The organism is Streptomyces sp. NPDC058650, from assembly GCF_042717315.1.
Taxonomy (GTDB): domain Bacteria; phylum Actinomycetota; class Actinomycetes; order Streptomycetales; family Streptomycetaceae; genus Streptomyces.
This window is the reverse complement of record NZ_JBHXRL010000019.1, coordinates 115,571-137,028: the sequence shown is the minus strand read 5'-3', so window position 1 is coordinate 137,028 and position 21,458 is coordinate 115,571. Positions and strand designations below refer to the sequence as shown.

Below are 21,458 nucleotides of genomic sequence, written 5' to 3'. Positions count from 1 at the left end.
AAGGAGGGCCGCATGACCGTACGGCGAGTAATGGGCATCGAGACGGAGTACGGGATCTCCGTCCCGGGGCACCCGAACGCCAATGCCATGCTCACCTCGTCCCAGATCGTCAACGCCTACGCGGCGGCGATGCACCGGGCGCGCCGCGCCCGCTGGGACTTCGAGGAGGAGAATCCGCTGCGGGACGCCCGCGGCTTCGACCTCGCCCGCGAGGCCGCAGACTCCAGCCAGCTCACCGACGAGGACATCGGCCTCGCCAATGTGATCCTCACCAACGGGGCCCGGCTCTACGTGGACCACGCCCACCCCGAGTACAGCTCGCCGGAGGTCACCAACCCGCGGGACGCCGTCCTCTGGGACAAGGCCGGCGAGCGGATCATGGCGGAGGCGGCCGTCCGCGCCGCCCAGCTCCCCGGAGCCCAGCCGATCCACCTCTACAAGAACAACACCGACAACAAGGGCGCCTCCTACGGCACGCACGAGAACTACCTGATGAAGCGGGAGACCCCCTTCTCGGACATCGTGCGCCACCTGACCCCCTTCTTCGTCTCCCGCCAGGTCGTGACCGGGGCCGGCCGGGTCGGCATCGGTCAGGACGGCCGGGAGAACGGCTTCCAGATCAGTCAGCGTGCCGACTACTTCGAGGTCGAGGTGGGCCTGGAGACCACCCTCAAGCGGCCCATCATCAACACGCGCGACGAGCCGCACGCGGACGCCGAGCGGTACCGCCGCCTGCACGTGATCATCGGGGACGCGAACCTCTCGGAGATCTCGACCTACCTCAAGCTCGGCACGACCGCGCTGGTCCTGTCGATGATCGAGGACGGGTTCATCACCGTGGACCTCGCCGTCGACCAGCCGGTCAGGACGCTCCACCAGGTCTCGCACGACCCGACCCTCCAGTACCTGGTCACGCTCCGCAGCGGCCGGACGCTCACCGCGGTCCAGTTGCAGATGGAGTACTTCGAGCTGGCCAGGAAGTACGTGGAGGAGCGGTACGGCTCGGACGCGGACGAGCAGACGAAGGACGTCCTCACGCGCTGGGAGGACACCCTCAACCGGCTCGAGAACGACCCGATGAGCCTCTCGGGCGAGCTCGACTGGATCGCCAAGCGGGAGCTCATGGAGGGCTACCGGCGCCGCGACGGCCTGGACTGGGACGCGCCCCGCCTGCACCTGGTGGACCTCCAGTACGCGGACGTACGGCCCGAGAAGGGCCTGTACAACCGTCTGGCGGCCCGGGGGCGCATGAAGCGGCTCCTGGACGAGACCGAGGTGCGGCAGGCCGAGACGGCGCCTCCGGAGGACACCAGGGCCTACTTCCGGGGCCGCTGCCTGGAGCAGTACGCCGACGACGTCGCCGCGGCCTCCTGGGACTCGGTGATCTTCGACCTGCCGGGCCGGGACTCGCTCCAGCGCGTCCCGACGATGGAGCCGCTGCGCGGCACCAAAGCCCACGTCAAGGCGCTCCTGGACCGCTGCCGGACGGCGGAGGAACTCGTCCGCGTGCTTTCCGGCGGATGATCGGGGGCCCGACACGGGCCTGAAATGCGCCGGTACTGGGAATCATGGAAACAGTGCCCGGGCGATGTGGAAACTGCGGGGCCGAAGTCAGACCCGACCTATAGGGTCTGATCTTGTACGGACTCAACCGAGCGGGCCGATTTCGAGCGGGGTGAGGGATATGGCGACCAAGGACACCGGCGGCGGACAGCAGAAGGCGACGCGATCCACGGAGGAGGTCGAGGAGACCACCACGGAGGCGAGCTCCGACCTCCAGGAGCGCCAGGAGAAGCTGAGCGACGACGTGGACTCCGTGCTGGACGAGATCGACGACGTCCTCGAGTCCAACGCGGAGGAGTTCGTTCGTAGCTTCGTCCAGAAGGGCGGCGAGTAGCCGCCCTCCGCGCCTGTACTCCTCCGTCCCCGGAGCCCCGGAGAAAGCCGTGGGCCCGGGGACGGATGACAGGCGGTGGCACGGGTATGGTCCGTGCACAGCAAGCAAGATCGGCCCGTGCGTCCCACGGCGGGCCGACTCTCCCACCCGGAAGGAATCGCGTGGAAGCCAACCCTCGTAGCACCGGGCGTCTGCCGGCGGCCTTCCTGACGCCGGGATCGTCCTCGTTCCTGGACTTCCTGGCGGACCACTCGCCGGAGCTGCTGCCGAGCCGCCGGAAGCTGCCGGAGGGCGTCCTCGACGCCCCGCACGGCACGACCATCGTGGCGGTCACGTTCCCCGGCGGGGTCGTCCTCGCGGGCGACCGGCGGGCCACCATGGGCAACATGATCGCGCAGCGGGACATGGAGAAGGTCTTCCCGGCCGACGAGTACTCCGCCGTCGCCATCGCCGGCACCGCCGGTCTCGCCGTGGAGATGGTCAAGCTCTTCCAGCTGGAGCTGGAGCACTTCGAGAAGGTGGAGGGCGCCACGCTCTCCCTGGAGGGCAAGGCGAACCGCCTGTCCACCATGATCCGCGGCAACCTCGCCATGGCCATGCAGGGGCTCGCCGTCGTGCCGCTCTTCGCGGGCTGGGACGAGGGCAAGGGGAAGGGCCGGATCTTCTCCTACGACGTGACAGGCGGCCGCTCCGAGGAGCAGGGCTACGCCGCCACCGGCTCCGGCTCGATCTTCGCGCGCGGGTCGATGAAGAAGCTCTACCGCCCCGACCTCACCGAGCAGCAGGCCACGACCCTGGTCGTGCAGGCGCTGTACGACGCGGCGGACGACGACTCGGCGACCGGTGGCCCCGACATGGCCCGCCGGATCTTCCCGCTCGTCACCGTCATCACCGAGGAGGGTTTCCGCAGGCTCACCGAGGCCGAGTCCTCCGAGCTGGCCCGGTCGGTCACCGAGCGGCGTCTCGAGCAGCCCGACGGGCCGCGCGCCGCCCTGCTCTGACCACTCGTCGCCCTGTAGAAGCCCAGAAGAAAGGGACGGACCGCCGGTGTCCACTCCGTTCTACGTCTCACCCCAGCAGGCCATGGCCGACCGGGCGGAGTACGCCCGCAAGGGCATCGCCCGAGGCCGCAGCCTCGTCGTCCTCCAGTACACCGACGGCATCGTCTTCGTCGGCGAGAACCCGTCGCGCGCCCTGCACAAGTTCAGCGAGATCTACGACCGGATCGGCTTCGCCGCCGCCGGGAAGTACAACGAATACGAGAACCTCCGCATCGGCGGCGTGCGCTACGCCGACCTGCGGGGCTACACCTACGACCGGGACGACGTCACCGCGCGCGGCCTGGCCAACGTCTACGCCCAGACGCTCGGCACGATCTTCTCCAGCGCGGGGGAGAAGCCGTACGAGGTCGAGCTGGTCGTCGCCGAGGTGGGCACCGAGCCGGAAGGCGACCAGATCTACCGGCTGCCGCACGACGGCTCGATCGTGGACGAGCACGGTTCGGTCGCGGTCGGCGGCAACGCGGAGCAGATCGGCTCCTTCCTGGACCAGCGGCACCGGGACGGCATGTCCCTGGCCGAGGCCCTGAAGCTGGCCGTCCAGGCGCTCTCGCGGGACACCAACGGCAGCGAGCGGGAGATCCCCGCGGAGCGCCTCGAGGTGGCGGTCCTGGACCGTACGCGCCCGCAGCAGCGCAAGTTCAAGCGGATCGTCGGCCGGCAGCTGTCGCGCCTCCTGGAGGCGGACAACGCCGCCGCGGCGCGGACGGACGAGCCCTCCGACGAGGTTCCGGAGGAGTAGACGGGCCCGAGTCCGCACGGACTCCGCCCGAGTTCCACCCGAGGGGCCCCGGTGCGCGCGAGCGGACCGGGGCCCTCGGCGATTCCGGGGAGAGCGGCTCAGGCGGCCGGTGCGGGTCCCGAGGAGCCGCGGGGGACCAGGGTGACCGGGAGGTCGTCGGGACGCGGCGGCTCGCCCGCGAGGACGGCCAGGAGGGCCGCCATGCCCCGCTCCCCGATGCGCTCGGCGGGCAGCGAGACGGTGGTCAGCTCCGGTTCGACGGCGGTCGCGAGCGCGAGGTCGTCGAAGCCGGTGACCGAGACGTCCTCGGGGACCCGCAGCCCGAGGCGCCGAAGGGCCTTGCAGGCGCCCGCCGCGAGGATGTCGTCGTCGCACACGAGGGCGGTGGCGCGAGGGCCGGGGGCCGCGAGGGCGCGCTCGGTGGCGGCCATGGCGCCGTGCACGTCCAGGGGTGCGCGGACGGTCCGTACCGACATGCCGGCGAGGGCGTCGGCGAGCGCGGCGGCGCGGACGTCGAACGTCCAGGACGGCACGGCCGACGCGAGGTGGACGAAGTGCCGGTGGCCGAGGGCCAGCAGATGGCCCGTGACCTGGCGCATGCCGTCCGCGATGTCGAGATTGACGTGGGCGGCGGCTCCGGGGTCGGCCGGGTCGCTGTCGAGCATGACCAGCGGCAGGTCGGTGCCCCGGAAGGCCTTCAGGGCGTCCGAGGCCATCGAGGAGGCGATGATCCCGTCGAGCGCCGCGCGGGCCGAGGCGAAGGGGTCCTTGGCGGGGCCGACGCCGTCGGGGGAGGGGTACAGGACCACGCCGAAGCCGTGCCGGGCGGCGACGGTCGCCGCGCCCGTGTAGACACGGGCGAAGAACTCGTTGGTGAGCGCCGGGACGACGAGCAGGGCCGTACGGGTGTGGCCGAGGCGGAGGTTGCGGGCGGCGAGGTTGGGGCGGTAGCCGAGGCTCCGCGCCGCCTCCCGCACCGTGTCGGCGGTGCGCTCGGAGACGCGCCCGCGCCACTTGTCGCCGAGGACGAGCGAGACGGTGGCCTGCGAGACGCCCGCGACCCGGGCGACGTCCCGGCTGGTCGGGCGGGTGCCGCCGAGCGGCTCCGGGGTCTGCACACAAGCCTCCGCGTCGGACGGGTCCCGGTGCGCCCGCGGCGCCGGAGGTGTCCCGGGTGCCGCGGTACGTCGGGTGGGATCCGGACACTACCCGGTCGTTCCCAGGGCGCGGGGTGGACCCGCGCACTGCCGACATGGTACGTATGACGTGGACGTTATACGTAAAACCTCGGCGGGGTCCGAGGGAGGGGAGACGACATGGCCACCGAGGCCACGGCACACGGCGGCTATCTCGACCTACTCCGGGCACCGCACGCCGCCCGGCTGCTGGCCGGCACGCTCATCGGGCGCCTGCCCAACGGCGTCGGCCCCATCGCCCTCACCCTCTTCGTCCGCGACCAGGGCGGCAGCTACACGCTCGCGGGCGGCCTCATCGCCGCCTACGGCGTCGCCACGGCCGTCGGCCAGCCCCTCCTCGGCCGCGCCGTCGACCTCAAGGGCCAGCCGCGCGTCCAGCTGCCCGCCGCCGTCCTCTCCGCCCTCGGCATGGTCCTGCTGGCCTTCACCGGCATCGGCAACCTCGCCCTCGCCTACGCGGCCGTCGTCCTCGCCGGGCTCTTCACCCCGCCCCTGGAGGGCGGCCTTCGCGCCCTCTGGCCGAGCGTCCTCGGCCGCGAGGACCGGGTCCACCGCGCCTACGCCCTCGACGCGGTCGCCCAGGAGGTCATGTTCACCGTCGGGCCCCTCCTGCTGACCGTCCTCGTCGCCCTCTGGTCGCCCGCCGCCGCCCTCCTCGTCATCAACGTCCTCGGCGTCCTCGGCGCCCTCGCCGTGGTCCTCTCCGAGCCCTCCCGCACCTGGCGTTCCGCGCCCCGCGAGGCCCACTGGCTGGGCGCCCTGCGCTCGCCCGGGCTCCTCGCCCTCCTCGGCTCCTTCTTCTTCGTCGGCCTCGCCCTCGGCTCCATCACCGTCGCCGCCGTCTCCTACGCCGACGACCTGGGCACGCCCTCCGTCTACGGCTGGCTGATGGCCGCCCTCGGCCTCGGCGCCCTCCTCGGTGGCGTCGCCTACGGCGCCCGCTCGTGGACCGGAGCGCCCGAGAAGCGGCTACGGGTCCTCGTCCTGCTCCTCGCGCTCTGCTACCTGCCGCTCACCCTGACCCCCGGCCCGGTCGCCATGACCGGCCTCTCGGTCCTCTCGGGCGTCTTCCTCGCCCCGGTCCTCGCCTGCGCGTTCATCGTCGTCGACCGGCACGCCCCGGCCGGCACCGTCACCGAGGCCTTCTCCTGGCTCGTCACGACCTTCGGCGTCGGCTCGGCCCTCGGCTCCGCGGCTGCGGGACCCGCCGTCGAACTCGCCGGAACCGCCACCGGATTCGCCGTGGCCGGAGCGGGCGGCCTCATCGCCCTCGCCGTCCTCCTCGCCACCGGGCGCGTCCTCCACGTACCCGTGAGCCCGGCGGTGCCGGTGGCCCAGGCCGAGGCCGACGCGCGACACGCCGTCAGCGCGGGCGGCCCCACCCCCGTACACACCGAAAAGAACACGCACTGATCGGAAAATGATCGAAACGGGAACGCCCAACCCGGTTTCATCACACGCCGTCAGGCGTAATGTTCAGACATGGACCGCCGCATTTTCGGGCTGGAGAACGAGTACGGCGTCACGTGCACGTTCAGGGGACAGCGCCGACTGTCTCCTGACGAAGTGGCGCGCTACCTCTTCCGCCGTGTCGTGTCATGGGGCCGCAGCAGCAATGTCTTCCTGCGGAACGGCGCCCGCCTGTACCTGGACGTGGGTTCGCATCCGGAATACGCCACACCGGAATGTGACGACGTGACCGAACTGGTCACCCACGACAAGGCCGGCGAGCGCATTCTCGAAGGCCTGCTCGTCGACGCCGAACGCCGCCTGCACGAGGAGGGAATCGCGGGCGACGTCTATCTCTTCAAGAACAACACCGACTCCGCAGGAAACTCCTACGGTTGCCACGAGAACTATCTCGTCGCCCGCCACGGGGAGTTCTCCCGGCTCGCGGACATCCTCATTCCCTTCCTCGTCACCCGGCAGCTCATCTGCGGCGCGGGAAAGGTCCTCCAGACCCCGCGTGGCGCGGTCTTCTGCGTGTCCCAGCGTGCCGAGCACATCTGGGAGGGCGTCAGCTCCGCCACGACCCGCTCGCGGCCCATCATCAACACCAGGGACGAGCCGCACGCCGACGCCGAGCGCTACCGCCGCCTCCACGTCATCGTCGGCGACTCGAACATGTCCGAGACGACCATGCTGCTCAAGGTCGGCGCCACCGACCTGGTGCTCCGCATGATCGAGGCCGGCACCGTGATGCGCGACCTGACCCTGGAGAACCCCATCCGGGCGATCCGCGAGGTCAGCCACGACATCACGGGCCAGCGCAAGGTCCGGCTCGCCAGCGGCCGCGAGGCCTCCGCCCTGGAGGTCCAGCGCGAGTACTACGAGAAGGCCGTCGACTTCGTCGACCGGCGCGGCATCCGCACCGGCACCGTCGCGCAGGTCCTGGAGCTGTGGGGCCGTACGCTCGACGCGATCGAGAGCGAGCGGCTCGACAAGATCGAGACCGAGATCGACTGGGTCATGAAGCACCGGCTCATCGAGCGGTACCGGGCCAAGCACAACATGACCATGTCGAACCCGAGGGTCGCGCAGATAGACCTCGCCTACCACGACATCCACCGCCGTCGTGGGCTCTACTACCTGCTGCAGAAGAACGGCCAGGCGGCCCGGATCTGCAACGACATGAAGATCTTCGAGGGCAAGTCGGTGCCCCCGCAGACCACGAGGGCGCGACTCCGCGGCGACTTCATCCGCCGCGCCCAGGAGCAGCGCCGGGACTTCACCGTCGACTGGGTCCACCTCAAGCTCAACGACCAGGCGCAGCGCACCGTGTTGTGCAAGGACCCGTTCCGCTCCGTCGACGACCGGGTCGAAAAGCTGATCGCCGGAATGTAGGACCGGCGCGTACGAGCCCCCGGGGCCCCGCATGTTCGACGTGCGGGGCCCTCGACGTGACAGGAGGACCGCCTAGAGTGTCGGCACAACTACTGTGCCGTCTGAGATCTGAGGAACACGTGCGCCGACTTGCCGGCCTACTCGTCGTCCCGCTGCTGCTGCTCTCGACAGCGGCGTGCGGCAGCGACGACAAGGGCTCCGATTCCGCTTCGATGAAGAACGGGCTGCCCGCCATCACCGCGGGGGCCAAGTTCGGCGAGAAGCCGACCCTCTCCAAGGGCGAGGGTGCCCCGCCCAAGGAACTGAAGGTCAACGTCATCAGCGAGGGTGACGGCCCGGTGACGAAGAAGGGCGACGCGCTCCAGGTGAACTACCTGGGTCAGGCCTGGGACTCCACCACCCCCTTCGACAACAGCTTCGACCGCGGTCAGCCCTTCGACGTGACCCTCGGTGCCGGCGCGGTCATCAAGGGCTGGGACCAGGGTCTCGAGGGCCAGAAGGTCGGCAGTCGCATCGAGATCGGCATCCCGCCGGAGCTCGGCTACGGCGAGGCCGGCTCGCCGCCGAGCATCAAGCCGAACGCCACCCTCGTCTTCGTCGTGGACATCCTGAAGTCCGTCACGATCCCGAAGTCCGCCACCGGCACGCCGGTCGCGCAGGACAACAAGGACCTGCCGAAGGTCGGGACGAACACCGACGGCAAGGCGCCCACGCTGACGGTCCCCAAGGTCGCCGCACCGACCAAGCTCGTCTCGAACTACGTGCTCGAGTCCAAGGGCGAGGCCGTCAAGGCGACCGACACGGTCGTCGTGAACTACGTCGCCGCCCTCTGGAAGGACGGCAAGGTCTTCGACTCGACCTACACCACCGGCAAGCCCGCGAACTTCCCGCTCGCGCAGCTCACGCTGAAGGGCCTCAAGGACGGTCTCGTCGGCAAGAAGGTCGGCAGCCGCGTCCTCATCGTCGCCCCGCCGTCCGAGGCGTTCGGCGACAAGGAGCAGCAGGGCATTCCGAAGAACTCCACGCTGGTGTTCGCCGTGGACATCCTGACGAAGATGTAAGACTGTCCCGATCGCGCAGTTCATCAGTATGAGGAGCAGTTCAGTGAGCATCGAGAAGCCCGAGGTCGACTTCCCGGGCGGCGAGCCGCCGAAGGACCTGAAGATCAGGGACATCTGGGAGGGCGACGGCGCCGAGGCCAAGGCCGGCGCCAACGTCCGCGTCCACTACGTGGGCGTCGCCTTCTCCACCGGCGAGGAGTTCGACTCCTCCTGGAACCGCGGCGAGCCGCTCCAGTTCCGGCTCGGTGTCGGCCAGGTCATCTCCGGCTGGGACCAGGGCGTCCAGGGCATGAAGGTCGGCGGCCGTCGCGAGCTGATCATCCCCGCCCACCTCGCCTACGGTGACCGTGGCGCCGGCGCCAAGATCGCCCCGGGCGAGACGCTGATCTTCGTCTGCGACCTGGTCGCCGTCTGACCGGTCGTGTCCGACCGGTGACGGTCCTCCGAGGGCCCCTGCCATCCGTGGCGGGGGCCCTCGGCTTTTGTCCCGACACTCCGGGGCGGTACGGTCGGACGTCCGACAAGTGGATCCGGCAAAAGAGGTGCGGGACGTCGATGGCGATTGCCAAGTCCGAGCGGCTGATGAATCTCGCGCTGTGTCTGCTCGGGACGCGCCGCCCGCTGAGCAAGCGCGAGCTCCGCGGCTCCATCGAGGCCTACCTCGAAGCGAGCGGGGACGACGCCTTCAACCGGATGTTCGAGCGCGACAAGGACGACCTGCGCGAGCTGGGTCTCGTCATCGAGACCGTCGAGAACCTGGAGGGCGAGACCGGCTACCTCGCCCGCCGCGACTCCAACCGCCTCCCGCCCATCACCCTCGACGCCGAGGAGGCCGCCGCGCTCGGCCTCGCCGCCAGGGTCTGGCAGCAGGCCCGGCTCGCAGGAGCCGCCAGCGGCGCCCTCCAGAAGCTCCGCGCCGCCGGCATGCCCGAGGCGGAGGACTCGTACGACGTCCAGCCCAGCGCCCTCGAACCCCGCATCCCGGTCCACGAGGCCGCCTTCGAGCCCCTCATGCTGGCCTGCCGCGACCGCAGGCCCGTCGTCTTCGACTACCGCAAGGCCAACGCCGCCCGCCCCGAGACCCGCCAGGTCGAGCCCTGGACCCTCGAATGCTGGCGCGGCCACTGGTACCTCGCGGGCTGGGACCGCGACCGGGGCGCCGAGCGCGTCTTCCGCCTCTCCCGGATCACCGGCAAGGTCCGCTCCCGGGCCGGCGCCTTCACCGCGCCCGTGCCCGACGTCGTCACCGTCCGCGAGACCGTCGAGAGCTGGGCGGGGGAGACCGCCACCCGCTCCGCGCGGATCCGCCTGCGCGCCGGCTGCGGCTACCCGCTGCGCGCCCGCGCCCAGTCCGTGGAGGTGGGCGACGACGGCTGGGACGAGCTGGAGATCCCGTACGGGCACGGGCTCGACGCCTGGCTGGTCGAGTTCGGCCCGGACGTCGTCGTACGGGAACCCGCCGATCTGCGGGCGGATGTACTGGACCGGCTGCGCGCCGTGGCCAAGGGCTGAGGGGGAGACGTACCGCATGGCTGCCAACGCGATCGACCAGACGAGGCGGATGCTGTCCCTCGTCACGTATCTCCGTGAGCGCCCCGGCGCCCACGTCGCCGACGTCGCGCGCGCCTTCGGGATCACCGAGGACGAGCTGATCTCCGACCTGGACGTGCTGCCCATGTGCGGCACCAGCTTCCGCGGCGGCGATCTGCTCGACATCGACACCGACGGCGACCGGATCTGGTGGCACAACCCCGACGACGTCGCCGCGCCGCTGCGGCTCGCCGCCGACGAGGCGACCGCCCTCCTGGTCGCCGCCCGGGCCGTCGCCACCCTGCCCGGGCTCCGCGAGAGCGACCGGGACGCGCTGGTCCGCGCCACCGCCAAGCTGGAGGCGGCGGCCGGCGAGGCCGCCGGGGCCAGCTCCCGGCTCTCGGTCACCTTCGAGTCCGAGGGCGGCGTCTTCGCCGAGGTCGACCGGGCGATCTCGGAGCGCAGGCGGCTGTGGGTGCGCTACTACTCGCCCGCGCGCGACGAGCTCACCGAGCGCGAGGTCGACCCGATCCGGCTCTTCGCCGTCGGCCACACGTACATGGAGGCGTGGTGCCGGCTCTCCGAGGCGCGCCGCACCTTCCGTCTGGACCGGGTCGTCGAGATCAGGCTCCTCGACGAGCACGCCGCGCCGCCCGAGCTGGAACTGCGCGACCTCTCCGAGGGGCTGGTCCAGCCCTCCGCCGACGATCCCGAGGTCGTGGTCGAGGTGGGCCCCGGCGGCCGGTGGGTCGCCGAGTACTACCCGCACGACCGGGCCGACGAGCTGCCCGACGGCGGCCTGCGGATCACCCTGCGGACGCCGGACCCCGCCTCGCTGCGGAGGCTCGCCCTCCGGCTGGGCAGCGACGGGCGGATCGTCGCGCCGCGCGAGCTCGCCGACAGTGCCCGGGAGGCGGCGACCGCCGCACTCGCCGCGTACGAGGGCGTGTGACGTTCTCCGCTTCGAGGACGCTGTAGCTGACGTAGTTGCCGAATCGGTCGCCGCCGAACCGGTTCTCGCCGCATCCGTTATCGCCAACCCGTTGTCGCCGAACCCGTTGTCGCCGTAGGGAAACGAGGGAGATGTCCGTCATGCATGGTCTCGCCGCGACGATGGCCCCGGTCCTCTTCAAGGCCGCCTGCCCCGACTGCCGCTCCCGCTTCGAGCTCTCCGCGAGCGCCCTGCGCCTCGCCATCGGCGCCAGCCGGCGGACCACCTTCTACTCCTTCACCTGCCCCGAGTGCGGCAGCTCCGTCCGCAAGCCCGCGGGGGAACGCATCGTCGAGCTCCTCACCGGCGGCGGCGTCCGCACCCTGCGCCTCCACACCACCGTCTGAACGACCCCCACCCGCTCAAGGTCTAGGCTCTGCCCATGTTCTGGCCCATGCTCGCCATCGCCCTCGGCTTCCTCGGCACCGCCGTCCTCGGCCTCCTCGGCATCAAGGTGTTCCTGGAGGTCCAGCGCCTCGGCCGGCAAGTGGCCCGCACCACAGAACGGATCACCCAGGCCGCCGAAGAGCTCGAAACGGCCGCCGTGGGACTGGCCCGAACCGGCGAGACACTGCGCTGAGTCGGTGCCGTACGCTGCACGAAACGGCTCGTCCCGGGCTCGCGGGACGCAATCGGGAGTATGCACGGGCATTGCCTCACGTTTACTCCTGCGGGTTACGATCGCAGGCAGCGCGGTGGCCGGACGCATGTCCGACCCGCCGGGCACGCACTCCATGTCGCCTCGGTGAAGAAGGTAAAAGCTATGGGTAGGCTCGGCCCCACCGAGATCATCCTCATCCTCGTCGTCATCATTCTCCTGTTCGGCGCCAAGAAGCTTCCGGACATGGCCCGCTCGCTGGGCAAGTCGGCCCGCATCCTCAAGAGCGAGGCCAAGGCGATGAAGTCGGACGACCAGCAGAGCGCCCCCGCCCCCGCCGACCCGCCGCACGCCGGAACCGGAGCGCAGGACGCGCAGCCCGCGCCGCGTACCATCCAGGCCGCTCCCGGCGACGTGACCAGCTCGCGTCCCGTGACCGAGCCCTCGGACACGACCAAGCGCTGACCCGGTCCGCCGCGGCCGCCGCACTGTGCGGCGGCTGCCGCACGAGATGAGGACGTGGGTTGCCCAAGTCTGCCCGCAAGCAGGAGAAGGATCCCGAGGGCCGGATGCCCCTCGTGGAGCACCTGCGTGAACTCCGCAACCGTCTGGCGAAGGGTCTCCTCGCCATCACCGCGGTAACGATCGTGGCCCTCGTGTACAGCGAGGAGCTGATGCAGTTCCTGGCGGATCCGGTGCCCAAGTGCCCACCGGGTGTCACCAGTGACGGCGGCAACTGCGCGGAGGTCGTCTTCAACACGCTGATGGCCCCCTTCAGCACGACGATCCAGCTGTCGCTGACCGCCGGCCTCGTCATCGCCAGCCCCGTCTGGCTCTACCAGCTGTGGGCCTTCGTCGCGCCCGGACTGCACAAGAGCGAGAAGAAGTACACGTACGCCTTCGTCGGCGCGGCCGTGCCGCTGTTCTCCGCCGGCGCCTACCTCGCGTACCTGATCCTCCCCATCAGCGTGAAGGTGCTCATCAGCCTCACGCCCGCCGGCTCGGCGAACCTCCTCTCGCTCGGTGACGTCCTCGACTTCACCCTGCGCATGGTGCTCGTCTTCGGTCTCGCCTTCGAGCTGCCGCTCGTCCTGGTGATGCTCAACCTGACCGGTGTCCTCACCGGTCGCCGCATGGCCGGCTGGTGGCGCGGCGTGATCATGGGCGTCTTCGTCTTCGGCGCCGTCATCACCCCCACCACCGACCCGATCGGCATGATCGCCCTCGCGGGACCCATCACGATCCTGTACTTCGGGGCCGTCGGCTTCTCTCTCCTCAACGACCGGCGGCGCAAGCGCAACAACCCCGACGCCGCACTCGACGACGACGAGGCTTCCGAACTCGACCTCACCCCCGAGGCCGTCGGCGCCATCGAACCCGTCGGCGCCACGCGGGCCCTGCCCGAGCAGGCCACCGGGCCGGGCGAGACCGGGGGCTCCGTCGCGCACCGGGTCAACGGTTACGACGACATCACCTGATCTTGTGGGGATCCCCCCAGACTCCGTCCGGGGGGATCCCCACATGACCAGCGACATCACCCTCTTCGTCAACCCCACCGCCGGCCGCGGTCGCGGCGCCCACGCCGCGCAACCTGCCGCGCAGGCCCTCAGGGACGCCGGATTCTCCGTCCGCACCCTCCTCGGGCACGACGCCGACGATGCCCTGCGGCGCGCCCGCGAGGCCGTCGACGCGGGGACCGGCGCCCTCGTCGCCGTCGGCGGCGACGGCATGATCTCCCTCGCGCTCCAGGCGGTCGCGGGGACCCGGACGCCGCTCGGAGTCATCGCCGTCGGCACCGGCAACGACTTCGCCCGCACTCTCGGCCTGCCGGTCCGCGCCCCGGCCGCGGCCGCCCGCGTCACCGCCGAGCTGCTCAAGGGCGCCGGCGGCCACGCGATGGACCTCGGGCGGATCACGGGAGCCACCACCACCCGCTGGTTCGGCACCGTCCTCGCCTCCGGTTTCGACTCCCGTGTGAACGACCGCGGCAACCGCATGCGCCTCCCCGTCGGACGCTTCAAGTACGACCTCGCCATCCTCGCCGAACTCGCGGCCTTCCGGCCCTTCCCCTACCGGCTGACCCTCGACGGCGGGCGGGTCGTCGAGACCGACGCGACCCTCGTCGCCGTCGGCAACGGCACGTCCTACGGCGGCGGCATGCGCATCTGCGCCGATGCCCGTACCGACGACGGACTCCTCGACGTCACCGTCGTCGGCGACTGCTCCCGCGCCACGCTGATCAAGGTGTTCCCCCGCGTCTACCGCGGCACCCACCTCGACCACCCGAAGGTCACCACGTACCGGGTCCGCTCCCTCACGCTCGACGCACCCGGCATCACCGGCTACGCCGACGGCGAGCCCCTCGGTCCGCTGCCCCTCACGGTGGAGTGCGTCCCCGGCGCCCTGCGCGTCCTGGCGCCTCCCGTGGCCCCGGGACCATTGCCCCGATAAAGATCGCGTCACTGTCAGAGGCGGCGGGTAGGCTCGATGACAAGATGACAGAGGACCTCACACCAGCCGAAGCGTACGCAGCCGCTCTCGCCCGAAACGCCGAGCAGCGGACCGCGCTGGCCCCCTTCCGCGAGATGTACGACTTCGATCTGGACCCCTTCCAGATCGAGGCGTGCAAGGCCCTCGAGTCGGGCAAGGGCGTGCTCGTCGCCGCGCCAACGGGCTCCGGGAAGACCATCGTCGGCGAGTTCGCCGTCCATCTCGCCCTCAGCCAGGGCCGCAAGTGTTTCTACACGACGCCCATCAAGGCGCTGTCGAACCAGAAGTACGCCGACCTCGTCAAGCGGTACGGCGCGGACAAGGTCGGCCTGCTCACCGGCGACAACAGCGTCAACGGTGACGCGCCGATCGTCGTCATGACCACCGAAGTCCTCCGCAACATGCTGTACGCGGGGTCACAGGCCCTCTCCGGCCTCGGCTACGTCGTGATGGACGAGGTGCACTACCTCTCCGACCGCTTCCGCGGCGCCGTCTGGGAGGAAGTGATCATCCACCTCCCCGAGTCCGTCACCCTCGTGTCACTCTCCGCGACCGTGTCCAACGCCGAGGAGTTCGGCGACTGGCTGGACACCGTCCGCGGCGACACCGAGGTCATCGTCTCCGAGAGCCGTCCCGTACCCCTCTGGCAGCACGTCCTGGCCGGACGCCGGATGTACGACCTCTTCGAGGAGGAGACCGACCACGGCGGCCGCGGCTCCGCGCGCCGCGAGGTCAACCCCGACCTCGTCCGCCTCGCCCGCACCGAGAACTCGACGTACAACCCGCGTGACCGGCGCCGCGGCAAGATGATCCGTGAGGCCGACCGCGAGCGGGAGCGCCGCCAGCGCTCCCGCATCTGGACCCCCGGCCGCCCCGAGGTCATCGAGCGACTCGACGCCGAGGGGCTCCTGCCCGCCATCACCTTCATCTTCAGCCGCGCCGGCTGCGAGGCCGCCGTCCAGCAGTGCCTCCACGCCGGGCTCCGCCTCAACAACGAAGAGGGACGTCTGCGCGTCCGCGAGATCGTCGAGGAGCGGACCGCCTCCATCCCCACCGAGGACCTCCACGTCCTCGGCTACTACGAGTGGCTCGAAGCGCTGGAGCGGGGCATCGCCGCCCACCACGCCGGCATGCTCCCCACCTTCAAGGAGGTCGTCGAGGAGCTCTTCGTCCGCGGCCTCGTGAGGGCCGTCTTCGCCACCGAGACCCTCGCCCTCGGCATCAACATGCCCGCGCGGTCCGTCGTCCTGGAGAAGCTCGTCAAGTGGAACGGCGAGCAGCACGCCGACATCACACCCGGCGAGTACACCCAGCTCACCGGCCGCGCCGGCCGTCGTGGCATCGACGTCGAGGGCCATGCCGTGGTGCTCTGGCAGCGTGGCCTCGACCCGGGTCACCTCGCCGGGCTCGCGGGCACGCGCACGTACCCGCTGCGCTCCAGCTTCCGGCCCTCGTACAACATGGCGGTCAACCTCGTCGACCAGTTCGGCCGCCACCGCTCCCGCGAGCTCCTCGAAACCTCCTTCGCCCAGTTCCAGGCCGACCGCTCCGTCGTGGGCATCTCGCGCCAGGTCCAGAAGAACGAGGAGGGCCTGGAGGGCTACCGCGAGGGCATGACCTGCCACCTCGGAGACTTCGAGGAGTACGCGCGGCTCCGCCGCGACCTCAAGGACCGGGAGACGGAACTGGCCCGGCAGGGCGCCGCCCAGCGGCGTGCCCAGGCCGCCGGCTCGCTGGAGAAGCTCAAGCCGGGCGACATCATCCATGTCCCCACCGGCAAGTTCGCGGGACTGGCTCTCGTCCTCGACCCCGGTATCCCCGCGGGGCGGACCAACGGCCACCGGGGCTTCGAGCAGCACGACGGACCGCGTCCGCTCGTCCTCACCGCCGAGCGGCAGGTCAAGAGGCTCGCCTCCATCGACTTCCCGGTCCCCGTCGAGGCGCTCGACCGCATGAGGATCCCCAAGTCCTTTAACCCGCGCTCGCCGCAGTCCCGCAGGGATCTCGCCTCCGCGCTGCGGACCAAGGCCGGGCACGTCCATCCCGAGCGCCACCACAAGCAGCGCGCGGCCGCCGCCGACGACCGCGAGATCGCCCGGCTGCGCACCGCGCTCCGCGCCCATCCGTGCCACGGCTGCGACGAGCGCGAGGACCACGCCCGCTGGGCCGAGCGCTACCACCGCCTCCAGCGCGACACGCACCAGCTGGAGCGGCGCATCGAAGGCCGTACCAACACGATCGCCCGGACCTTCGACCGGATCGTCGCGCTCCTCACCGAGCTCGACTACCTGCGGGCCGACGAGGTCACGGACAACGGCAAGCGGCTGGCCCGGCTCTACGGCGAGCTCGACCTGCTGGCGAGCGAATGCCTCCGGGACGGTGTCTGGGAGGGGCTCACCCCGCCCGAACTCGCGGCCTGTGTCTCGGCGTTGGTGTTCGAATCGCGCCAGGCCGACGACGCCGTCGCGCCGAAGCTGCCGACGGGCAACGCCAAGGCGGCGCTCGGTGAGATGGTCCGGATCTGGGGCCGACTCGACGCCCTTGAGGAGGAGTTCAAGATCAACCAGGCGGAGGGGGTCGGCCAGCGCGAGCCGGACCTCGGCTTCGCCTGGGCCGCCTACCAGTGGGCCTCCGACAAGAGCCTCGACGAGGTGCTCCGCGAGGCGGAGATGCCCGCCGGCGACTTCGTCCGCTGGTGCAAGCAGGTCATCGACGTCCTCGGACAGATCGCCGCCGCGGCGCCCAAGGAGAACAGCACGGTCTCCAAGAACGCCCGCAAGGCCGTCGAGTCACTGCTGCGGGGTGTCGTCGCCTACAGCTCGGTGGGCTGACAGGTCCGGTTCCTTCAGGCCAGTGCCCGTGGCGATCACGCCACGGGCACTGGGCGTTCCGTCCCCTGTGCGCATGGTTGTCCACAGGGCGTTGTCCACAGGGGTGGCGCCCGGGTCGAACCTTCCGCTTGCATGGACTCGCACACGGGGAACGCCAGTTGGGGAGGGGACGCGCATGACCACGCAAGCCGGTCAGGACGCCGGGACACACGGCGACACGGCACAGCCGACACCGGACAACCACCGCCCGGCCATGGTCGAAGGCCCCCGAGGGCTGCCCCTCCTCGGGAACCTGCCCGCCTTCGGCAAGGACCCCCTCGCCTTCTTCGAACAGCTGCGGGAGCGCGGCGACTTCGTCCGCTGGCGCTTCGGCCGCGGCCCCGCCCTCTTCATCGCCCACCCCGACACCGTCGGTGAACTCCTCACCGAGGTCGAGCGCACCTTCGACCAGCCCGATCTCGGCATCGCCTTCCGCACCCTCCTCGGCAACGGGGTCGTGGTCGCCAAGGGCGCCGACTGGCGGCGCAAGCGTTCCCTCGTCCAGCCCTCCGTCCGCCCCAAGCAGGTCCGCTCCTACGCGGCGACGATGACGGAATGCGCCGTCGCGCTCGCCGACCGCTGGGCCGACGGGCAGCACATCGACATCAAGAAGGAGATGGCCGCCCTCACCCAACTCATCGCGGTCCGCACCATCTTCGGGGTCGACACGGCCGCCGACGCCGAGGCCATCGGGCGGGCCATGGACATCGCTCAGCAGGAGATCGGCGCCGAGTTCAGCGGCATCGGAGCGCTTCTGCCCGACTGGGTTCCCACGCCCGGGCGCGCCCGCATCAAGCGCGCCACCGCCGTCATCGACGCCGAGGTCTCCCGCGTCGTCTCCCGGCACCGCGACGGCGACACCGAGCGCCCGGATCTCCTCAGCCGCCTCCTCGCCGCCCGGGACGAAACCGGTGCCCGTCTCTCCGACCAGGAGATCCGGGACGAGACCGTCACCCTCTACATCGGGGGCCACGAGACGACCAGTTCGACGCTCGTCTGGGCCTGGTTCCTGCTCTCCCGCAATCCGCGCGTCCGCGACGCCCTCGCCGAGGAACTCGACCGGGTCCTCGGCGACCACGAGCCCGGCTACGACGACTACGCCTCCCTCCCGTACACCCAGGCCGTCGTGAAGGAGACGCTGCGTCTCTACCCGACGATCTGGCTCATCACCGGCATCGCCAAGGAAGGCGCCACCCTCGGCGGCAGGCCCGTCCCCGTGGGCACCCGCGTCTGGTCCAGCCAGTGGGCCACGCAGCGCGATCCCCGCTGGTACGGCGACGCCGACGCGTTCCGCCCCGAGCGGTGGCTCACCACCGAGGACGGCGAACCCGCCGAGCAGATACCCGAGTACGCCTGGTTCCCCTTCGGCGGTGGCCCCCGCGTCTGCCTCGGCACCCGCTTCGCACTCGTCGAGGCCGTCCTGGTGCTTGCGGTTCTCGCCCGCCGCTACCAGCTGGACCTCACCACCGACGACATACGCCCGGTCCCGAGCCTCACCCTCCAGCCGGACCGCGAGGTCCTCGCCACGGTCCGCGCCCGGAGCTGACGTCCCGACGGGTCCGGGGGCGCCGTTATCGTCACCGGATGCCTGAAGACTCCGCGGAGTTCGAATCAGCGATGACCACCTGGCAGGGGCGGCAGGAGGCCCCCTGGGGCCGCCTCCGCGACGCGGTCGCCGAGGCGAACCTGCTGCGGCACCTCGACGACCCCGCCGGTGGTCGGCCCCTGCGGGCGCTCGACCTCGCGGGCGGAGACGCGCTGCGCCTCGCCGCCCGCGGACACCACGTCACGGTGGTCGACTACGCACCGGCCATGCTCGCCGCCTCGGCCGAACGCGCGGCAGCGGGCGGCCTGTCGGAACGGATACCCATACCCGCACACGGCCCGCCTCTTCCAACTGACAGCCCGAAAGCGGACGGCCTGACCCGGGTCCGCTTGATCTAGTCCGCCGCCCGGGTCTTCCAGGCTCGGGCCGCCAGGAAGATCGGGAGGGCGATGGGGGAGAGGAGGATCGTCAGGAGGAGGAGAGGGGCCATCAGGTAGGGGGAGAGGGCGAGGCGGCGGGCTTCGCGGTACATCCATTGGCCGAGGAGCAGGTCCCAGGCGAGGATCTGGGCCCAAACCGCGCCGGCGCCGTTCGCGAGGGCCGTCAGTTCGCGGAAGGTGTCGATGTCGGGGCTGCTGACCGCCGTCCACAGTTCCGGGAAGACGGGGGCGGCCATGACGGCCCAGACCACGAGGAGCGGGAGGACGGTCAGCGGTGAGGCGGCGACGCGTTCGGTGACCCGCCAGCTCGGCGCGACGATCATCAGGAGCCAGACGGGCGCCGCGAGGAGGAACGTCAGCTCGAAGAGGAAGGCGGTCATGCCGGGACCTCCTCGGAGGGGGCAGGGGCAGGGGCAGGGGCCGGGGTAGGGGCGGGGGCGGGGGAGGGTGCGCGGAGGGGGAGTGCCGTGGCGGCGGCGAGCAGGGCTATCGCCCCCGCGGCGGCGAGCGTTACGGCGTCCGGTGAGAACAGGGCCTGGCCGCGCAGCGCCTGCCAGGTCAGCAGGGCGAAGGTCGCCGCGTACATTCCCGCGGCTATGAGGGTGAGCCGGAGGCGGAACCGTTCGTCGGCGAGCCGGGCGAAGCGCGGTGCGAGAGCGGTCAGGACGAGCAGGAGCAGCGGGAGCAGCTGGAGCGCGTGCATGCCGAAGAAGTGCGGCACGCGCAGGTCGCCGCCGGTGGTCGACCAGCCGGTCAGCGGCATCGAGGGGCCGCCGTCCGGGACCCCGACGCTGTGGGCGCCACTGAGCGGGGAGTCGTCGACCGCCAGCTGTTCCGGGGTCGGACCCACCATCAGGAAGCCGACGGCGGTGCCCGCGAGGGCGATGAGCGAGGAGAGGCGGACGGCCCAGGCGGTGGCGCGGTCGAGGATCCGGGCGCGCAGCAGGAGCACCGCGATGACCAGGGCGCTCAGCCACAGGACGGCGATGGTGGCTCCCATGATCTGGAGGACGGCGTTGTCGAAGGGAGTCGCCTGGTTGAAGTGGCTCTGGGTGCCGCGGACCACCTGGAGGGTGATGAGCACCATCTCGGCCAGCAAGGTGACGGCGACGACGGTTCCGGCCCACCAGCCGACGCGGTGGCCGCGGTGGGGCGGGGTGAGCAGGGAGAGCATCCAGGCGAGCGAGAGCGTGTAGGCGACCAACGAGACCGAGAACTTGAGCGGCTTGCTCCAGATCGGCACGCCGACCAGCATCCGGTCGTCGACGGCCAGGCCCACGGCGGAGACGAGCGCGAGGACGACCATCGAGCCGGCGAACCAGACCAGCGGTCGGTGCAGTCGGGCGAGTGGCGGGAGCGAGGAGGTGCTGAGCGAAGGCCTGCTGAGCGATGGCCTGCTGAGTAAGGACATACGGATCCCCCGTGGGAAGGTATAGATAGTGGCACTCGCCGCTATCTGATAGCGCCACTATCTATGATGGGGGTGTCGGTCGGCAAGGCCGTTGGAGGACCGGAAAGGTGAACACGCGGTGCGCATCGGAGAATTGAGTCGCAGGACCGGGGTGTCCGTACCGACGATCAAGTTCTACGTACGGGAGGGGCTGCTGCCGGCCGGAGAGCTGACGAGCCCGAACCAGGCGTCGTACGGGGAGACGCACGTCCGGCGCCTCCGCCTGATCCGGGCGCTCCTCGACGTGGGAGGCCTCTCGGTCGCGGGGATCCGCGACGTGATCGTGGCGGTCGACGACCCCGAGCGGCCGGTCCACAAGGTGCTGGGCGTCGCGGCGAACCGCATGGTGCCGCGCTACGACCGTGAGCCGGACGCCGGGATCGAGGAGGCGCGGAAGAAGGTCGCGGACCTGGTCGCCGCCCGCGGCTGGCACGCCTATCCGGACAACCCGGCGGCCGAGGCGCTGGCGGAGGCCCTCGTGGCGCTCGAGGACGTCGGCCACGGCGGGTTCGCCGAGGTTCTGGACGTCTACGCGGACGCGGCGGAGCAGGTCGCGCGGGCGGACCTGGAGTACGTGGCGCACCATGTGGCGCGCGAGGAGCTCGTGGAGAGCGTGGTCGTCGGCACGGTCCTCGGTGAAGCGATCTTCGCGGCGATGCGGCGGCTGGCCCACGTGGACGCCTCGAACCGCGCCTTCGGCGGCGCGACGTAACGCGGAGGGGGGTGGGGGCCTCCGCCCCCACCC

The 21,458-nt window shown here is 71.0% G+C and carries 22 protein-coding genes; 19 read left to right on the top strand and 3 right to left on the bottom strand.

Going from position 1 to position 21,458, the window contains the following annotated elements; all coding sequences use genetic code 11:
* The first annotated feature begins 12 nt into the window (after positions 1 to 12).
* From dop to prcA, 4 genes are all read left to right on the top strand, one after another.
* A complete protein-coding gene (dop, locus tag ACFWWU_RS28590) occupies positions 13 to 1,524 on the top strand; it encodes a depupylase/deamidase Dop (protein ID WP_384149171.1) in 1,512 nt (503 codons plus the stop codon).
* A gap of 160 nt (positions 1,525 to 1,684) precedes the next feature.
* Complete coding sequence (locus tag ACFWWU_RS28585) at positions 1,685 to 1,897, top strand: ubiquitin-like protein Pup (RefSeq protein WP_055644448.1); 213 nt, start codon at positions 1,685 to 1,687, stop codon at positions 1,895 to 1,897.
* Positions 1,898 to 2,058: 161 nt separating this feature from the next.
* A complete protein-coding gene (gene prcB / locus ACFWWU_RS28580; RefSeq protein ID WP_384149169.1) occupies positions 2,059 to 2,898 on the top strand; it encodes a proteasome subunit beta in 840 nt (279 codons plus the stop codon).
* A gap of 46 nt (positions 2,899 to 2,944) precedes the next feature.
* Positions 2,945 to 3,697: a proteasome subunit alpha gene (gene prcA, locus ACFWWU_RS28575; RefSeq protein ID WP_317593894.1), complete on the top strand. Its 753-nt coding sequence runs from the start codon at positions 2,945 to 2,947 to the stop codon at positions 3,695 to 3,697.
* Between the two features lie 98 nt (positions 3,698 to 3,795).
* On the opposite strand, the gene ACFWWU_RS28570 is transcribed toward prcA, so the two are convergent.
* Positions 3,796 to 4,815, bottom strand: a complete 1,020-nt coding sequence (locus ACFWWU_RS28570) for a LacI family DNA-binding transcriptional regulator (protein ID WP_384149167.1) — start codon at positions 4,813 to 4,815, stop codon at positions 3,796 to 3,798.
* A 198-nt stretch (positions 4,816 to 5,013) separates the two neighbouring features.
* Between ACFWWU_RS28570 and ACFWWU_RS28565 the strand changes: the two genes are divergently transcribed.
* From ACFWWU_RS28565 to ACFWWU_RS28500, 14 genes are all read left to right on the top strand, one after another.
* A complete protein-coding gene (locus ACFWWU_RS28565) occupies positions 5,014 to 6,306 on the top strand; it encodes an MFS transporter (RefSeq protein WP_384149165.1) in 1,293 nt (430 codons plus the stop codon).
* Positions 6,307 to 6,375: 69 nt separating this feature from the next.
* Complete coding sequence (gene pafA / locus ACFWWU_RS28560; RefSeq protein WP_384149163.1) at positions 6,376 to 7,737, top strand: Pup--protein ligase; 1,362 nt, start codon at positions 6,376 to 6,378, stop codon at positions 7,735 to 7,737.
* Positions 7,738 to 7,856: 119 nt separating this feature from the next.
* Entirely contained in the window at positions 7,857 to 8,798 is a 942-nt protein-coding gene (locus ACFWWU_RS28555) for an FKBP-type peptidyl-prolyl cis-trans isomerase (protein ID WP_384149161.1), read from the top strand.
* Positions 8,799 to 8,841: 43 nt separating this feature from the next.
* Positions 8,842 to 9,213, top strand: a complete 372-nt coding sequence (locus ACFWWU_RS28550) for an FKBP-type peptidyl-prolyl cis-trans isomerase (RefSeq protein ID WP_317593890.1) — start codon at positions 8,842 to 8,844, stop codon at positions 9,211 to 9,213.
* Positions 9,214 to 9,353: 140 nt separating this feature from the next.
* On the top strand, positions 9,354 to 10,310 hold the full coding sequence (locus ACFWWU_RS28545; protein ID WP_329624407.1) for a WYL domain-containing protein: 957 nt from the start codon (positions 9,354 to 9,356) through the stop codon (positions 10,308 to 10,310).
* A 16-nt stretch (positions 10,311 to 10,326) separates the two neighbouring features.
* The gene (locus ACFWWU_RS28540; RefSeq protein ID WP_141298678.1) at positions 10,327 to 11,280 is read left to right on the top strand and encodes a YafY family protein; all 954 of its coding nucleotides are present in this window, start codon (positions 10,327 to 10,329) and stop codon (positions 11,278 to 11,280) included.
* A gap of 140 nt (positions 11,281 to 11,420) precedes the next feature.
* Complete coding sequence (locus ACFWWU_RS28535; RefSeq protein WP_384149230.1) at positions 11,421 to 11,666, top strand: hypothetical protein; 246 nt, start codon at positions 11,421 to 11,423, stop codon at positions 11,664 to 11,666.
* A gap of 35 nt (positions 11,667 to 11,701) precedes the next feature.
* The gene (locus ACFWWU_RS28530) at positions 11,702 to 11,899 is read left to right on the top strand and encodes a hypothetical protein (protein ID WP_384149158.1); all 198 of its coding nucleotides are present in this window, start codon (positions 11,702 to 11,704) and stop codon (positions 11,897 to 11,899) included.
* 183 nt (positions 11,900 to 12,082) lie between these two features.
* Positions 12,083 to 12,382 (top strand): Sec-independent protein translocase subunit TatA, encoded by a 300-nt coding sequence (gene tatA, locus ACFWWU_RS28525; protein WP_384149156.1) that lies wholly within the window; start codon positions 12,083 to 12,085, stop codon positions 12,380 to 12,382.
* Positions 12,383 to 12,486: 104 nt separating this feature from the next.
* Positions 12,487 to 13,395 (top strand): twin-arginine translocase subunit TatC, encoded by a 909-nt coding sequence (gene tatC / locus ACFWWU_RS28520; RefSeq protein WP_384149228.1) that lies wholly within the window; start codon positions 12,487 to 12,489, stop codon positions 13,393 to 13,395.
* A 43-nt stretch (positions 13,396 to 13,438) separates the two neighbouring features.
* Positions 13,439 to 14,368, top strand: a complete 930-nt coding sequence (locus tag ACFWWU_RS28515) for a diacylglycerol kinase (protein WP_384149154.1) — start codon at positions 13,439 to 13,441, stop codon at positions 14,366 to 14,368.
* Positions 14,369 to 14,412: 44 nt separating this feature from the next.
* Positions 14,413 to 17,238: a DEAD/DEAH box helicase gene (locus ACFWWU_RS28510; protein WP_384149152.1), complete on the top strand. Its 2,826-nt coding sequence runs from the start codon at positions 14,413 to 14,415 to the stop codon at positions 17,236 to 17,238.
* 175 nt (positions 17,239 to 17,413) lie between these two features.
* Complete coding sequence (locus ACFWWU_RS28505; protein ID WP_384149150.1) at positions 17,414 to 18,823, top strand: cytochrome P450; 1,410 nt, start codon at positions 17,414 to 17,416, stop codon at positions 18,821 to 18,823.
* Positions 18,824 to 18,861: 38 nt separating this feature from the next.
* Positions 18,862 to 19,221 (top strand): hypothetical protein, encoded by a 360-nt coding sequence (locus tag ACFWWU_RS28500; RefSeq protein WP_384149148.1) that lies wholly within the window; start codon positions 18,862 to 18,864, stop codon positions 19,219 to 19,221.
* Here the strand turns inward: ACFWWU_RS28500 and ACFWWU_RS28495 are convergent.
* On the bottom strand, positions 19,218 to 19,643 hold the full coding sequence (locus ACFWWU_RS28495; protein ID WP_384149146.1) for an ABA4-like family protein: 426 nt from the start codon (positions 19,641 to 19,643) through the stop codon (positions 19,218 to 19,220). The genes ACFWWU_RS28500 and ACFWWU_RS28495 overlap by 4 nt on opposite strands.
* A complete protein-coding gene (locus ACFWWU_RS28490) occupies positions 19,640 to 20,569 on the bottom strand; it encodes a hypothetical protein (protein WP_384149226.1) in 930 nt (309 codons plus the stop codon). The genes ACFWWU_RS28495 and ACFWWU_RS28490 overlap by 4 nt, the downstream gene beginning before the upstream one ends.
* 223 nt (positions 20,570 to 20,792) lie before the next feature.
* On the opposite strand from ACFWWU_RS28490, the gene ACFWWU_RS28485 reads away from it, so the two are divergent.
* Entirely contained in the window at positions 20,793 to 21,425 is a 633-nt protein-coding gene (locus ACFWWU_RS28485) for a MerR family transcriptional regulator (RefSeq protein ID WP_384149144.1), read from the top strand.
* Positions 21,426 to 21,458: the final 33 nt, after the last annotated feature.